Raw genomic sequence first — 16,487 nt, forward strand, 5'->3', positions numbered from 1 at the left:
TTCCATGAATAAAAATCAGCAACCGGGCTGGATTTCCAGTGGAATGGGTGGTTCCTATGGACGACAATTACCTCGATTCAATCTTTGAGAAGTACCTTCACGCCAAAAAGATATTCAAGAATAAGGAGGTCCTCAGGCACAGCTACACGCCCAAGGAGCTCCCTCACAGGCGTGAGCAGATTGAGAACCTCGCCCATATCTTGGTTCCAGTTCTTCGCGGCGAGACCCCCTCCAACGTCTTTGTCTATGGGAAGACTGGGACTGGTAAGACCGTTACGATAAAGTTCGTCACTGAAGAGCTCAAGAGGATATCCCGGAAGTACAACGTCCCCGTCGATGTCATCTACGTTAACTGTGAGATAGTTGATACTCAGTACCGTGTTCTGGCCAATATTGTGAACTACTTCAAGCTTGAGAGCGGCGTTGAGGTTCCTCTCGTTGGATGGCCGACTGATGAGGTCTACGCCAAGCTCAAGGAAGTTATAGACGCCAAGGAACGCTTCGTCATAATAGTTCTGGACGAGATAGACAAGCTCATCAAGAAGAGCGGCGACGATATCCTGTATTCCCTCACGAGGATAAACACGGAGCTTCACCTTGCCAAGGTGAGCATAATAGGCATCTCCAACGACCTTAAGTTCAAGGAGTACCTCGATGCGCGCGTTCTCTCAAGTCTGAGCGAGGAAGAGGTCGTTTTCCCGCCATACGACGCCAATCAGCTCAGGGACATACTCATGCAGCGTGCAGAGAACGCGTTCAATGAAGGCGTTCTGGACGATGGAGTCGTTCCCCTCTGTGCCGCCCTTGCCGCGAGGGAGCACGGCGATGCGAGGCGCGCCCTTGACCTTCTCCGCGTCGCTGGAGAAATAGCCGAGCGCGAGGGGGCGAGCAAGGTCACCGAGAGGCACGTCTGGAAGGCGCAGGAGAAGATAGAGCAGGACACCATGGAAGAGGTTATAAAGACCCTTCCGCTCCACTCGAAGGTTCTCCTCTACGCCATCGTTCTCCTCGACGAGAACGGCGAGCTTCCGGCCAACACCGGCGACGTTTACTCTGTGTACAAGTCCCTCTGCGACCACATCGACCTCGAACCCCTCACCCAGAGGCGCGTGAGCGACCTTATAAACGAGCTTGACATGCTCGGCATCATCAACGCCAAGGTCGTCAGCAAGGGCAGGTACGGAAGAACCAAGGAGATTCGCCTGAACGTAACCCCTTATAAGGTCAAGAACATATACCGCCATGACCACCAGCTTCAGACCGTGCTCACGGTGAGCATGTCCCGCCAGAGGAGGCTGCTCTGATGGGTTTGATCGAGGATTTGATGTCCAATAACTATCTAATCACCCCTTCGGCTTACTACCTTCTCGTTGACGCATATAAGAGAGACTTCACGCTCGCGGAGCTCATAAAGTTTGCAAAGTCCAGGGGAACATTCGTGATAGACTCCGCACTGGCGAAGGATTTCCTGTCGCGGAAGGGTGCTCCAATGGAAAGCCCCGCCGATCCCTCTGCCGTGGAATCGTCCATCGTTGAAGAATCACTCTCTGCGGGGGCCTCCCCTGATGATGAAATCTCTTCAGAAATGCCTGTTTCAGGTGAATCCAGCGCTTTAATTGCCTCAACGACCCAAACTGCTGAAGTGGTTCCTTCTCTGGACGATGCTTCCCGTACGTCTATTTCCACTGGAATCCCTGCTGAAAGCGGCGAGGAAACATCTGAAATCGTGGCATTGGGGGGAGAAGAGGGCAGTTTTTCTGGGGGGGAGAGTTCTGTTTCCACTGGAGATGCGGAGACCCCCACCGCCGTCGGGGGCTTTGAATCTGAAACCGCGGTTGATGGAGCCGCTTCCTCCGAGGCTTCGGATGGAGTCCTCCCCGTGGAAAGCGGGGCCACCGTTGAAGAAACGGCTGAAAACGGCAACGGCTACGATAACGGCTACGTGGACGGGGAAGAGAACGGAAACGGAGTCAAGCCTAAGATAGTGTACGGCGATTACGGTGTTCCCATAGCGTACGTGGGCGAAGAAGTCCCCGAAGAGGGGAAGAGCTACTCCGTTTACGCCGATTTCAAGCTCTCCCCCAGGGAGGGCTTCCACTACCGGGCAAAGGAGATTCCCGACGACTACGAGGTAACGTTCGATGTGAAGAACGTTAAGTTTGCCCTTCCCAAGGCCAAGAACGCCGCCGGCAAAGAGGGCGACGTCATAATCAAGGTCTACTCCGACTACTTCAGGAGCAGGCTCAGGAAGATGCGCAGAATCCTCCGCGAGAACCCCGAGATTGGCGGTGTGATAGACATAGCCAAGCTGGGCTACGTGCGGGACGAGGACGAGGTGACCATCATCGGCCTCGTGAACAGCAAGCGCGAGACCGCGAAGGGCTACATGTTCGAGGTGGAGGACAACACGGGCGTCATCAAGGTCTTCATAAACCGCAACAACGAGGAGAGCAAGAAGTTCTTCCAGATAATGCCCGACGCGGTTATAGCCTTCCGCGGACGCTACTCCGGCAGGGGCATATTCTTCGCCAACAAGATTTTCCTTCCCGATGTTCCCAAGTTCAAGCGCGAGAAACCGCCCCTTGAGGAGAAGGTCTACGCAGTTCTTCTCAGCGACATTCACGTCGGCTCAAACAAGTTCTGCGAGGAGGCATTCATGCGCTTCCTTGAGTGGCTCAACGGCGATGTCAACAACAGGGCCGAGGAGGAGTTCGTGAGCAGGATAAAGTACATGATAATCGCCGGCGACGTGGTCGACGGCATAGGCATCTATCCCGGCCAATACAACGAGCTGGAGATTCCGGACATCTTCGACCAGTACGAGGCGCTCGCGAACCTGCTGAGCAACGTGCCGGATCACATAACCATGTTCATCGGTCCCGGCAACCACGATGCCGCCAGAACCGCCATTCCCCAGCCGGGCTTCTACGAGGAGTACGCCCGGCCGCTCCTCAAGCTCAAGAACGCGGTTATAATAAGCAACCCTGCCGTTGTGAGGCTTCACGGCAGGGATTTCCTCATCGCCCACGGGCGCGGTATCGAGGACGTCGTCAACTTCATCCCGAACAGGAGTCACCACAGGCCGGCCGAGGCGATGCTCGACCTGCTGAAGCTGAGGCACCTCGCACCGACGTTCGGTGAGAAGGTCCCAATCGCCCCGGACTCTGAGGATACCCTTGTCATAGAGTCCGTTCCCGACCTCTTCCAGGCGGGCCACGTCCACGTTATGGAGTACAAGATGTACAACGGCGTTTTCCTGATAAACACCGGCACCTGGCAGGCCCAGACTGAGTTCCAGAAGATGGTGAACATAGTCCCGACTCCGGCGAGGGTTCCGATAATAGATGTTGAAACGGCCCGGCTGAGGGCGGTCATAAGGTTCGACCAGTACTGTGAGGGTGTCTGAGATGGGCGAGATATATTCCCCCGAAATGAAGGCTTACTTTGAATCCCTCCAGCGCGAGATAGACAGGGCCTACGAGATAGCGAGAAAGGCCCGCGAACAGGGAAAGGACCCCAGTTTGGAGGTCGAAGTTCCTCAAGCGACAGACATGGCCGGCCGTGTTGAGAGCCTCGTCGGTCCGAAGGGCGTCGCTGAGAGGATACGTGTCCTCGTCAAGGAGTATGGCAAAGAGCTGGCCGCCCTAAAGGTCGTTGATGAGATTATAGACGGGAAGTTTGGCGACCTTGGGAGCAAGGAGCGCTACGCGGAGCAGGCCGTTAGAACCGCCCTTGCCATCCTCACCGAGGGCATCGTCTCCGCCCCCCTGGAGGGAATAGCCGACGTTAAAATAAAACGAAACGAGTGGTCTGACAACAGCGAATACCTCGCCCTCTACTACGCCGGCCCGATAAGGAGTTCGGGTGGAACCGCACAGGCATTGAGCGTCCTCGTTGGAGATTACGTTCGCAAAAAGCTCGGCCTCGACCGCTTCAAGCCGAGCGAGAAGCACATAGAAAGAATGGTCGAGGAGATAGACCTCTACCACCGCGCCGTCACGCGCCTGCAGTACCACCCTGAGGCGGATGAGGTAAGGCTCGCCATGAAGAACATCCCCATCGAGATCACCGGTGAAGAAACGGATAAAGTCGAGGTTTCCCACCGCGACGTTCCCGGCGTTGAGACCAACCACCTGCGCGGCGGTGCGATTCTGGTTTTGGCTGAGGGTGTCCTCCAGAAGGCGAAGAAGCTCGTCAAGTACATAGACAAGATGGGAGTTGACGGCTGGGACTGGATAAAGGAGTTCGTCGATGCCAAAGAGAAGGGCAAGAAGGCGGATGATTCCAAATCTTCCGAATCCAAAGCCGAGGATTCCGGCGCCAGAGAGGAAGTTGCCGAAAAAGTTGAGAAAGGCTTCTACTACGAGCTCTACGAGCGCTTTAAGGCCAACATCGCCCCCAACAAGAAGTACACGAAGGAGATAATCGGTGGAAGGCCGCTTTTCGCCGAGCCTTCCGAGAACGGCGGTTTCCGTCTGCGCTACGGCCGCTCCCGCGTCAGCGGTTTCGCGACCTGGAGCGTCAATCCCGCCACCATGCTCCTCCTCGACGAGTTCATAGCGATTGGGACCCAGATGAAGACTGAGCGGCCCGGCAAGGGCTGTATCGTGACGCCGGCAACGACGGTCGAGGGGCCGATAGTCAAGCTCAAGGACGGGAGCGTCATACGCGTGGACGACTACGAGACCGCCCTCAGAATCAGGGATAAAATTGAGGAGATACTCTACGTTGGAGACGCGCTGGTGAACTTCGGCGATTTCGTTGAGAACAACCAGACGCTTTTGCCTGCCAACTACGTCGAGGAGTGGTGGATTCAGGAGCTGGTGGCGGCTGTAGCCGAGACTTATGAGGTCGAGCTTAAGCCGTTCTCCGACAACCCGCGCGAGGCCATCGAGGAGGCGGCCGAGTACATCGAACTCGACCCGGACTTTCTCGAAGACCTGCTGAAAGACCCCCTCCGCGTGAGGCCGAACGTTGAGGTTGCGGTACACCTGTCCAAGGTTCTGGATATACCTTTCCATCCGTACTACACCCTCTACTGGAACACGCTCAAACCCGAGGAAGTCGAGGAGCTCCAGAGGGCTTTGCTGGGTGCTCAAATCGAGTGGGACGAGCACATGAAGAACAAGTTCGCGAGGAAGGTGGTTCTGGAGAACGACCCCAAAATCAAGCGCTACCTTGAACTCCTCGGCCTCCCGCACAGGCTTGAGAGGACGGAGGATCGGAAAAAGGTCATAGTAATCGATTACCCCTGGAGCGCCGCGCTCCTTACGCCCCTCGGGAACCTGGAATGGGAGTTCAGGGCTAAGCCCTTCTTCACAGTCATAGACATCATCAACGAGAAGGACCGGATAAAGCTCAGGGATAGGGGAATAAGCTGGATTGGAGCCAGAATGGGCAGGCCCGAGAAGGCCAAGGAGCGGAAGATGAAGCCGCCGGTGCAGGTTCTCTTCCCCATCGGCCTCGCCGGTGGCTCCAGCAGGGACATCAAGAAGGCCGCCGAGGAAGGAAAGGTAACGAGCGTGGAGATAGCCTTCTTCAAGTGCCCTGAGTGCGGCCACACCGGGCCGGAACACATCTGCCCGCGCTGTGGAACGAGGAAGGAACTCCTCTGGCACTGCGCCAAGTGCAACGTTGATTACTCGCAGAGCGAGGCAGAGAACTTCGACTTCCGCTGTCCCAAGTGCGGCGTGGAGCTGAAGCCCTACGCGAGGAGAACCATAAAGCCATCTGAGCTTCTCCGCGCCGCCATGGAGAACGTCAAGGTCTACGGCATCGACAAGCTCAAGGGCGTCCAGGGTATGACCTCGGGCTACAAGATGGCCGAACCGCTTGAGAAGGGCCTTCTGAGGGCTAAAAACGACGTCTACGTCTTTAAAGACGGCACCATTCGTTTCGATGCCACCGACGCCCCGATAACCCACTTCAAGCCAAAAGAAATAGGCACGAGCGTTGAAAAGCTCCGCGAACTCGGCTACACCCACGACTTCGAGGGCAAGCCCCTGGAGCGGGACGACCAGATACTCGAACTCCGCGTTCAGGACGTCATACTGCCCTACGAGGCCGGAAGGTACCTCCTCAAGGTGGCTCGCTTCATAGACGACCTCCTGGAGAAGTTCTACGGCCTGCCGAGGTTCTACAACGCCGAGAAGATGGAGGACCTCGTCGGGCACCTCGTCATAGGCTTGGCCCCACACACTTCGGCTGGAATCATAGGCAGGATAATAGGCTTCTCCGACGTCCTCGTGGGCTATGCACATCCGTATTATCATGCTGCGAAGAGGAGGAACTGCTTCCCTGGAGACACGAGAATTTTAGTCCAGATTGATGGCAAACCAGCAAGGATTACTCTCCGTGAGCTTTACGAGCTGTTTGAAGGGGAAAGCTACGAGAACATGGTTTACGTAAGGAAGAGGCCAAAGAGAGACATCAAGGTGTACTCTTTTGATTCAGAAAGTGGCAAGGTAGTCCTCACGAACATCGAGGACGTGATAAAGGCCCCGAGCACCGACCACCTGATTCGCTTTGAGCTTGAACTTGGAAGGGGCTTCGAAACGACCGTGGACCATCCAGTGTTGGTATATGAGGACGGAAAGTTCGTGGAAAAGAGGGCCTTTGATGTAAAGGAGGGTGACAGAATACTCGTTCCCAAGCTTGAGTTTGAAGAGGTTGATATTGAACACTTTGACTTGCTCAAGGCCTTTTCAGATAAGCGGTTTGAGGATATGTGGGATATCATAATGGTTCGTGGGCTCTCCGAGTGGCTGTCCTCTCTTGGAGTGAAAGTTAATGGAGATTACCTCCGCAGAGACTCCCTGCCGCTGAGGGAGCTTTTGAGAATCATGGACGATAATGGACTTTCGTTCGAAGACGTTCCTGACTGCTGGCTGGCTTTCAAGCGAGACAAGGTCAAGATACAGAGATTCGCTCCTATAAAACCGCTGATGCGCGTCCTTGGCTATTACCTCTCTGAAGGCTACGCGAGGAAGAGCGACAGCGTTTATCAGATAAGCTTCTCGATAGCCGATGAAGAAGTACGCGGGGACCTCAAGAGAGCACTGAGAGAGGCCTTTGGCGATGGCTTTGGAATCTACGAGCGCGGAGAAAAGGTGACCGTTGGTTCTCGCGTTCTCTATCTGCTCTTTACTGAGGTTCTCGGCGCAGGGAAGAACGCCCACACAAAGCGCGTTCCCCATCTGGTTTACACACTGCCGAAAGACGTCGTTGCTGAGATGATTAGAGCGTACTTTGAGGGCGATGGAAGTGCACTCAGTACAGTCCCGAGGGTGGTGGCCTACAGCGTTAACAAGGCTCTCCTTGAGGATATTGAAACACTACTGCTCTCAAAGTTCGGAATCAGAGGTTACTACACCGTCGATAAGAACGCCAACAGAGGGAACGCTCGCGGCAGGCTCTATCACGTCGAACGTGGAAACGAAGCTCCTGTCTCCACGGTCTATGCGTTGAACATTGCAGGTGAGCACTACCACGCGTTCTTTAGAGAAATAGGATTCATCAGTAAGCGCAAGAATTCTATCTATCCGCTTCATTCGGTCAAAACTAACAACAGGGACAGGTACTCACACGAGATGGGCTGGATTGTCAAAGTTAAGCGCGTCGAATATCTCAAGCCCAATGATGACTTTGTGTTCTCATTAAACGCCAAAAACTACCATAACGTTTTGATAAATGAAAATATCGTGACACACCAATGCGACGGCGACGAAGACGCTGTGATGCTCCTCCTCGACGCCCTGCTCAACTTCAGCAAGTACTACCTCCCCGAGAAGCGCGGCGGCAAGATGGACGCTCCGCTGGTCGTTACGACAAGGCTTGACCCCCGTGAGGTTGACAGCGAGGTCCACAACATGGACGTCGTTAGGTATTATCCCCTGGAATTCTACGGCGCCACCTACGAGATGAAGTCCCCGAAGGAGATTAAGTTCATTGAGCGCGTCGAGGACAGGCTTGGCAAGCCCGAGATGTACGAGGGCCTTAAGTTCACCCACGATACAGATGACATCGGCCTCGGCCCGAAGATGAGTCTGTACAAACAGCTCGGCGATATGGTCGAGAAGGTCGAAAGACAGCTCGCCCTTGCGGAGCGCATCCGCGCGGTTGACGAGCACCACGTGGCCGAGACGATAATCAACTCCCACCTCGTTCCTGACCTGAGGGGCAACCTGAGGAGCTTCACCCGCCAGGAGTTCCGCTGTGTGAAGTGCAACACCAAGTACAGAAGGCCGCCGCTGACCGGGAAATGTCCGAAATGCGGCGGGAAAATCGTTCTTACCGTCAGCAAGGGCGCCATAGAGAAGTACCTCCCGACGGCCAAGATGCTGGTCACGAAGTACAACGTGCTCGACTACACGAGGCAGAGGATATGCATAACCGAGAAGGACATAAAATCGCTCTTCGAGAATGTCTTCCCGGAGAGGCAGAGGACGCTGATGGGCTTTTCCGCTGATGTCTGTGAGAAGATGATAAAGGCGAGGACTGGCAAATCCAACGGCAAAAACGGCTACCTCGATGAGCTGAGGGCGAACGGAAGGCTCAAGCAGAAGTCCAAAGGGGAGAAAAAGAAGGAATCCAAAAAGGCCTCCAAGCGCTCTGAGAAGAAGATAAAGCCATCGCAGGGGCTGGAGAAGGCGGTCAAGAAGGAAAAGGCGGCCATGAAGAAGAAAAAGAAGGGCATAAGCCTCGACGAGTTCTTCGGCTCTTAGTTTTTCCGTTAATCATATATACCATTATGCCGCTCTTTCTTTGATGGGAATGAACTCAGGGTTCAAATTGCTCCCCAGCGTGGCCTACCTGCGGGTTCAAAAGCAGGCTTTCATAGGCTATTCTATGCCCCTGGCAGGCTGGATAGGTGAGTATCTGGTGAACTATCGGCGGCTTCCGAGGCCGAACTTCCTTGGGAGGGCCATGGGTAAGCTGGGTTTTCACCTCGCCGGAGAGGAGATGGATGACAGTTACATCACCCAGTTCTTCACGAAGGGGAGCGTTTCAATAAGCGCGAGCTGGGACGTTGAGAGGGAAAGCCTCTTTCTTCAGGTAATCCCCCTTCGCTCCCGCCTGTCCCGGGGCTTAACCGTCAGGGCGGAGCATATAGAGTTCTACGACCAGTACGTGGTGAGCATAGAGCCGACCGGCAAGCTCCCGCACGGGATCAGGGGCATCGGAATAAACGCCCTGATCATTGAGGACTTCTACCCCGTCGAGACCCCCTACTGGGGAATGCTCCACGAGGACTGGGAAGTCGAGCTCAACCTGCTCGTCATGAAGGACGAGGTTTACGACGCTCTGAGCCGCGAGGAGTACCGCTGTCCAGTCTGCTTTTCCCCGCTCGCTGAGGAGAAGGGAGTTTTGAAGTGCACCACGTGCGGCTTCACCTACGCTCCGGAGACGGATTTCGAGAGGGTTGTCGAGGAGTTCAGCGTGGAGGAGTTTGCGTTTTGAAGCTTTTGGAAAAAGCTTCACCAACAGCCTTTAAGAAAGGCTGGCGAAAAGATTGCCCTTCTCATCAAACTGGCAGAAAAATCAGTCGTGCACTAGTCAAGTGCAACTTTGACTGGGGGTTTAACACTAAATGAAGCCTTCAAGTAGTTTCAACTTTGTTATTGGCGTCCTTCGGACGCCGTTTGTAGAGTGAAACACTCACAGAAGAGCACGTCTGAGCGTAAACCCCAAAATCAAGGCTGTTTGGGGGTGTGGGGGCGTAGCCCCCCCGGAGGTTTAGAGAAGAACGGGGTTGTGGGGCGAAGCCCCACTCCGGGGGTTTGAGAGTACAGAGAGATAAGGGGGCAGAGCCCCCTTGTCTTTCGTTGTGGTAGCCCCGCCGGGATTCGAACCCGGGTCGCGGGATCCAAAGTCCCGCATGCTTGGCCGCTACACCACGGGGCTGCCCGATAGAAAAAGCCGAGAAGAGGCTTATAAAGTTTAGTGAAACTTTGCTGAACAAAGTCAATGTTGCATGGATTCCTTGAGCGATAGCCTCTTCGACCAGTTTAATGGAACGTTCTCATGCTACATCAAGGGCAGCGTGGTGACAAGGACACTTTACAGGCCCCTTGGAAGTCTTTTTTGATGGGAAAGTTGATTACTAATGGTAGGTGAAGAAAGGGGAGTGTCCAACTGTGGGTCTCACCTTTGAGATGCTTTAAGGCCTACAATTTTTGTGGCTTGTGTGCTTTGAGGGCCCATTTGACGTTGACTTCTTTGGCATGAGTCACAGTGCTGTTCTTCCCAATGGCCTGCGTTATCTCAACATGATGGGATGGGTTTGAGGCCACTTCCTCAACTGTGAGATAGAGGTCATCGAGACTTATCACAGTCTCGGGGATCTCTTTGATAAGGAGATAGTAATAGGTTGGGTTCAGCAGCTCCACAAGAACATCCCGACTTGTCTTTGTTACCCTCATTCCGAGCTCCGAAAAAGCCGGAGTCTCAACGGTAAACCTTCTACCCATGTATCGGCTGAACTTTTCGAGAATCCTTTCTACGACTTGATTAGGTATTTTGGCTCTCATTATAGGTGCCCTGACATTCTCGGTATAATAATGTACGAGTTGCCGTAAAACATCCGAGGTCTCTAAGGGAGTCACCATAGATTCGTCTAAGAGATTGACGTTGTGTCTCTTTTTTCCCTTGTAGTTTATCTCAGTAAAACTGGGGATTACTGCGTTCAGGTAGCCTGGAATCATATCGCCGATGACCTTCTCCGGCTCGTTTTTGGTGTACAGGATGATTTCATTCACCCAGACCCTTCCAGTTGGTATAGGACTTACAAACGTAGCCTTGAACCTGTATAACTCTCTTCTTGTCAATGGCTCATACTGGAGTTCTTCGTTGATATCATCGATGTACACAATCCCAGAGTTCATAACAAATTTGTATTCAAGCTGCATTCCGGGAACATTGATCTCGAACCTTGCCCACCTCGTGGGATGGTCGATTCTATCCCCTACTATGTGTGATGGGGACATTGTCATATCTTCGTAGAGAACATTGAAGAAGCGAATATACTCCTTTCTTGGGATGTTAACGAAGTCAAGCACACCGTAGCTGACTATCCTGTGTTCGTTCTGGTTATAATGGTGAGGAACCATCTTCATAAGGGGGATGTTTTCGGAATCTCTAGCGTACCTTAGTCCAGAGTAGTTGACAAAATAATTGAACAGTTTTCTGTTTAGATTCTCTGACTTGACGTCAAGGGCGAGTCCGACGCCTATTTCTGGCAGATAGACGAAGTAGGAGTTCAGTCCAGTAACTATTGGCTTTGGAATCTTACCTTTCCTTAAAACCACTGTCTTAAGCTTCTCAAAGAGTGTAAATGGAAAAACAAGCGGAACAGTCAAGAGCTGGGCCTTTGGCAATTTCATTCCTTTTCATCCCCTAAGTGGAATACTATTGTCACGTTCTCCCGGTTCTCCCTGAGGCTACTCCGTAGGAGGTTTGGTGAGCCGGATATTATGAGGCTCTGTATTATGCCTCCTTTATATTCAATCTGGTAAACTTTCTTGTGGTCGGGCACTTTGATTTTATTCACGTTCTCATTCCCAAGCTCTTTCTTCAGCTCCTTGATTATTTGTGGTTTTCTGTCATTACCTCTGGTGTTTATCCTAACATTGGCGCCGCTTGACTGGATTCCCTTCAGGAGCCTGATTCCTTCCTCATCCACAAAGGCGACGTTCATGTATACAGTTTTCGCCCCTTCGGTGAAACCCTTCAGGAGATGTTCGAATCCCCTTATGGTGTCAAACGTTATGCATCCCCCGAGGATAGCCTCGGCAAACCTAACGAGGAGGCGCTTGGAGAGGGTATACTGTTGCGTGGTCGCCTCAGTACAGTCCCTGCCGAAGTAGAGACAGAGGTTGCATCCATCGTAGCATATGTGGGGCGTTTGAGTGTAATCGAGCACGTTCCCTATGAGCTCTCCTTCTCGCTCGTTGAGGACATCCTTGAGCAGGAACCTATATGTTATGTAGTCCATCCGCTTGGGGTCTATCTCGTTATCTTTTAGTCCCTTGTTGAGCTTTTCTTCGACTTTTCTCAAGAGCTCCTGACTCTCTGGGCTACTGAGTATCTCTTTCTCTGCCTCGATTGAGAAAGTCAGCATCTCTCTCCTAACTCTCTCGTTGTGTCTCTTGAAGAACTTGACCATGTCCCTTAGGAATTCAACGAAGACTATGGCTTCGCCACGTGTCCTTATTTCGCTTGAGAAGGTCTCTACTATGCCGATACCATCATTTTTTGAGTTCTCGACGATGTAGACTCTTCCCTCATTCTCGTTTACTGAGTAGGTAAGTTTACTCTCGTCGAAGCCGTATGTGTTGGTGAGATAAATGATGAACCTGTGGGCAAGCGAGTGGAGTAGGACTTTAAGTGAGAACTGGAGGAACTTTCTGATTTCTTCCCCGTTTTCATTGAAGTCCCACCACTTAACCTTTTTAAGTTTATCCTTCATATCTTTGATGTCTCCAAGAGATGATACGTCGATGCCAAATATGCCTTTTTGCTTGACGACCCTATGGAGATAGTACTTGTAGGCCATAACTTCCAGTGTCTCTTGGTCGTTCGCATAGATCCAGCGAATTATAGTCTCTAAGAACTTGGGGTTAAATCCGAGGACTATCATTGATGTGATAGCGTCGTAGCCTATTGGATACACCCTAAAACTTCTCTCTACGGACTCAATTGGACTGATCGGTACGTAGATGGAGACAGTATCATAGACAAAGTGTGCTGGGGTCTCCGAGAGCTCATAGTATGCTACTGGAATCATTGAGACGATTCCATTTAGCATTGAACCAACCTGATTCTCAAGTGTCTTTGGAAGCTTTACGTGCCTTTTAAGATAGACCTTCGGGAAAGTTCTCCTCTTGTTGGTTATCCAGTAGCGGCACTTGCCGTTATTGTCTACTCTCTCGTATGGACACGTCTGCCCGCTTAGCCTTCTTACAGGACAGTCAAAGTCGAAGGGATCAGTCGAAATAACTCTTCCTAATTCGCAGTAGCGAATATAGTTGAACTTTATTCCGGCACCATCGTTTGGTTGTTTCTGAGAATAAAATGTCTTGAGGCTGTTTAGCCTGGCCATCACTGCATTTTTGGTGCCTTGCTTCTTGGCGTTATTTTCCTCGTAGAGCGATCTAACGAGCTTGTTTATGGATGTGTTACTTCCCCTGACATCTCCTACTTTCCACGAGCCGTACTTTATGTATAGCTCCTTTCTCTCATCTGGAATAGGAATCTTGATGAGTAATGGAGAACTTAAAGTGAGCAAGTCTATGAAGTCTATCCGGCTCACGTCGTAGAAGCTGCCGAAGTGCTCTGAGGTTCCTACCCCCAAGCGATATGTTTTCATTAGATCCCTAATGTGTTTGCCCATTTTACTGATTATTGTTATTCCGTCCTCAGGGTAAAGTAGCCACACATATCTCCCGCCGATAATGTCAGTTATTTCCTTCTGTTCTGGTGGTTCCCAGGGTATTGTACCTAGCTCGAAGGGCGGTACTCTATAGACCACCGAAGAAAACGAGTACTCCTTCAAGTTTTTGTACTTGTACTTAAGCCTTCCATCGTGGCCCATTGTAGGCTCTCCTGGAATCCAGATTCCGGTATTGATCTTCTTATCAAGGAACTCATTTCCGAGGAACTTTATGCCCAGAAGAACCTCTACAACATTGAGACCAGTAACGACGTTTGAATCTGTGGCAAGATCTCGTAGATACTTCATTGCCTCGCAGACAAATGGTGCTATGGGCTCCTCTTGAGTTCCGCTCAGCTCATCGAGAACCTTTTCTATCCTTTCTCGTCTGAGCTTGTTGAGATACTCCTTTAGTTCGTCCAATTCGGATCTCTGCTCTTTAAGTTTCTTAGCTCTCTCATAGTTTCTTCCTTTTAGATTCTCTGCAGCTTTGCGTAATCTATTGGCATAGTTTCTTAGATTGGTGAGGACAGGTTCAAGACGTTCCGTCAACAGCTCGTTTGCCTTTTCCGACGCACTTATGAGGTCAACCCTCTCTTCGTCTATTTCCTTTTGGAGTTTCTTCCACTCATCGATGGTTTTTCTCGCTTCTTTGAGGGTTCTCCGGAACTCATCGATAGTTTCTTTGTAAGCCTTACTATTATCTAGCTCTGGGTTTTCTTCTAGTATCTTCTCAATGAGCCCTCCTAACTCGTCAAGGAGCTCTTCTAAGTTTTCAACCTTTTCATGGGTACGGGAAATTCCCTCTAAGAGCTCTGAGAGTCTCTTGCTGGTTAGGCACCTTGACTCCACACTCTTGACTGGGAGTTTGTTGAGAGTTTCCATAAGGTCTTCTATAAGTTCCTCTATCTGCATTTTGGAGTCAACCGGCAGCTCAAGTCCTCTAAGTATCTCGTCTTTGTTTTGGAGATATTCTCTCCATATCCTTTTTGCTAGCTCAAGAACTTCCTCGAATTTCATGTGCCTCACATAGTATCCCCTGCCGTCTTTGGCTCCAAGGAGCATGGTGCGCAGCAGGGCTGAAAAGAGGATGGCGAAATGATTGTTATAGGAGATGGGGATGCCTCTGCTATTTTCGAAGTTTATGATATAGTCAAGCCCTTTATAGGCGTAATAGTACTCCATAGGTGTTGGCCGGACAATCACTATGCCAAGGGCAGTATTGAGAGTGCTCTCCAAATCTCTCCCTGCTCTACCCATCCTCTGGATGATGCTCTCCACAGAGCGGGGGATTCCGAGGTTAACGACAACTGAGACCTTATTGTAGTTAACACCGAGCTCGAGCGTTGAAGTCGCATAGACGACACTAACATTCCCATTCTTGAGCCTTTCTTCTACCCTGTGTCTGTCAGCTCTGTCTGCATAGTGGTAGTCAATGTTTTCAAGGACTTTATCCTCGAAGATGTTGATGTTCGAAGGTGATAAAGCGCTCTTTGCATAGTGAACTAGGCTGTATGGGTCAATCTCTTCAACCTGCATACCATCCTTGTTAAAGAAGTGACTCCTTATTTTCCCTCTTCTCGCTGCGACTTCGAGCTGGTTCCTTATGCGCTCTATCTCTCTGATCGAATCAACGAAGATTATCGACTGAGGTGAGTTGCCTCTCAGTGTCCCTATCGCTCCGAGGAAGAGGCCTAGCTCGTGAGCAAAGGTTTCCCAAGAGGAGTCTGGTCTCAGGGCTAGCATGAGGTAGATGTTGAGCTTAGTGCCGTTTGCGTACTTACTGTATTCTTCCTTCCTGAAAGTTAAGTCCAAATAATCTTTTACCCCAAGATCTCTTAGGAACTCCCTGCTCTTTGGTATGGTGGCCGAGGAAAGTATGAACTTTGCGCTTTGGCTCACGTCGGTCGAGAGCATCTTGAGCAGGTAGCGCAGGACGCCAGCCATGTTCTCCCGGTAAATGTGAACCTCATCGAAGACGAACCAAGCGGTTTCAGGGTTTATGTACTTCTTTTCCCACCTTTTTGGGTTTGTGAGGGCATGAGCATAGCTCCAGAGGTTGGTAATAAGTACATCTGGTGGATTCTTCTGCATATCCCTTTTTGTGGGTATTATCCAATCAAACTTTCTACCTGAATCAGACTCAACGATGACTTTTCCGTTCTCTGGGCCGAGGTAGAGCCTTTCGAGTTTTCCAGAGACGTTAAGAGCGATTCCTCGGAATCCCTGTCTCTCAGTGACCTCTTTTGTTTCTTTTGGTGTACTCCCGTCATATATCCCGACCCTTATCCTCTTGTCGAGATATTTGTTCACGTTGTTAAGAACTTTGATAATGTCTGACATCTGGTCTGCTTCTAGGGACTTTCTAGGATAAAAGAGAACTGCCTTGACACCGTTCTTATTCTCTGAGACCTGTTTTAGTACGTCTATTAGGACGACAAGGAGGTAGACGTAGGTCTTGCCGAAACCAGTCGGCGCTGAGACGAGAAAGAACCTTTTATCCGACGTTAGTATCTTCATTATGCTCTCGAACTGGTAGGCGGTGAGACCTCTTATGCCAGAATCGTGGAGTCCTTTGAAAAAGGCTTCAACGAGCTTCTCTTCCTTCAGGATATCCTTAACTTTCTTCCTTAACTCTTTGTATTGTTCATTAGCATTGTCCAAAAACTTCACGTAGTCTCTCGGTAGTATAGGTTCTTCTTTGTACATAATGTCTTTTTCCATTACCCTTCCACTTGCACCCCGGTAGGGCTTAACACCATAGGCTGCCCTTGATGCTATGTCCATGTGGAGTGAGCGATAGAGTTTCCGGCCATCGACTGTGAACTCCAGGATATAACCTCTTTTTATAAGCTCATTTAGAATATCCTGATTGCCAGCGACATTTTCGATTTCCTCTCTTTCAAGGAAGAGGTTCTTGAGGTTCTTGATGTTGTTGTACTTATCGACTTCGGCCTTTATAATTTTGTGATAAACTGTTCTTAGTTGTGAGTGAGTATCGGTCATCTTTTATCACCTTTGATATGTTACTTACTAATGGCTATTAAAGAGTTACTGC

Annotated in this window: 6 protein-coding genes and 1 tRNA gene; 4 read left to right on the forward strand and 3 right to left on the reverse strand. The window is 51.0% G+C overall.

Features of this window, described 5'->3' with window-relative positions; genetic code table 11:
• Positions 1–56 precede the first annotated feature (56 nt).
• The 4 genes from E3E51_RS09055 to E3E51_RS09070 are packed head-to-tail and all read left to right on the forward strand — an operon-like array spanning position 57 to position 9,459.
• The gene (locus tag E3E51_RS09055) at positions 57–1,304 is read left to right on the forward strand and encodes an ORC1-type DNA replication protein (protein WP_167912790.1); all 1,248 of its coding nucleotides are present in this window, start codon (positions 57–59) and stop codon (positions 1,302–1,304) included.
• On the forward strand, positions 1,304–3,406 hold the full coding sequence (locus E3E51_RS09060) for a DNA-directed DNA polymerase II small subunit (RefSeq protein ID WP_167912791.1): 2,103 nt from the start codon (positions 1,304–1,306) through the stop codon (positions 3,404–3,406). Before E3E51_RS09055 ends, E3E51_RS09060 begins: the two co-directional genes overlap by 1 nt.
• 1 nt (position 3,407) lies before the next feature.
• A complete protein-coding gene (locus E3E51_RS09065) occupies positions 3,408–8,723 on the forward strand; it encodes a DNA-directed DNA polymerase II large subunit (protein WP_167912792.1) in 5,316 nt (1,771 codons plus the stop codon).
• Positions 8,724–8,772: 49 nt separating this feature from the next.
• The gene (locus E3E51_RS09070; protein ID WP_167912923.1) at positions 8,773–9,459 is read left to right on the forward strand and encodes a hypothetical protein; all 687 of its coding nucleotides are present in this window, start codon (positions 8,773–8,775) and stop codon (positions 9,457–9,459) included.
• A gap of 368 nt (positions 9,460–9,827) precedes the next feature.
• Here E3E51_RS09070 and E3E51_RS09075 read toward each other — a convergent pair.
• The 3 genes from E3E51_RS09075 to E3E51_RS09085 form a co-directional block, all read right to left on the reverse strand.
• Positions 9,828–9,903, reverse strand: a tRNA-Gln gene (locus E3E51_RS09075).
• A 263-nt stretch (positions 9,904–10,166) separates the two neighbouring features.
• Entirely contained in the window at positions 10,167–11,381 is a 1,215-nt protein-coding gene (locus E3E51_RS09080) for a hypothetical protein (protein ID WP_167912793.1), read from the reverse strand.
• Positions 11,378–16,435, reverse strand: coding sequence for a DEAD/DEAH box helicase (locus E3E51_RS09085; protein ID WP_167912794.1), 5,058 nt, complete (start codon positions 16,433–16,435; stop codon positions 11,378–11,380). The genes E3E51_RS09080 and E3E51_RS09085 overlap by 4 nt, the downstream gene beginning before the upstream one ends.
• Between the last annotated feature and the right edge of the window lie 52 nt (positions 16,436–16,487).

Origin of the sequence: Thermococcus sp. 21S7, from assembly GCF_012027615.1 — an archaeon.
In the GTDB taxonomy this organism is placed as follows: domain Archaea; phylum Methanobacteriota_B; class Thermococci; order Thermococcales; family Thermococcaceae; genus Thermococcus.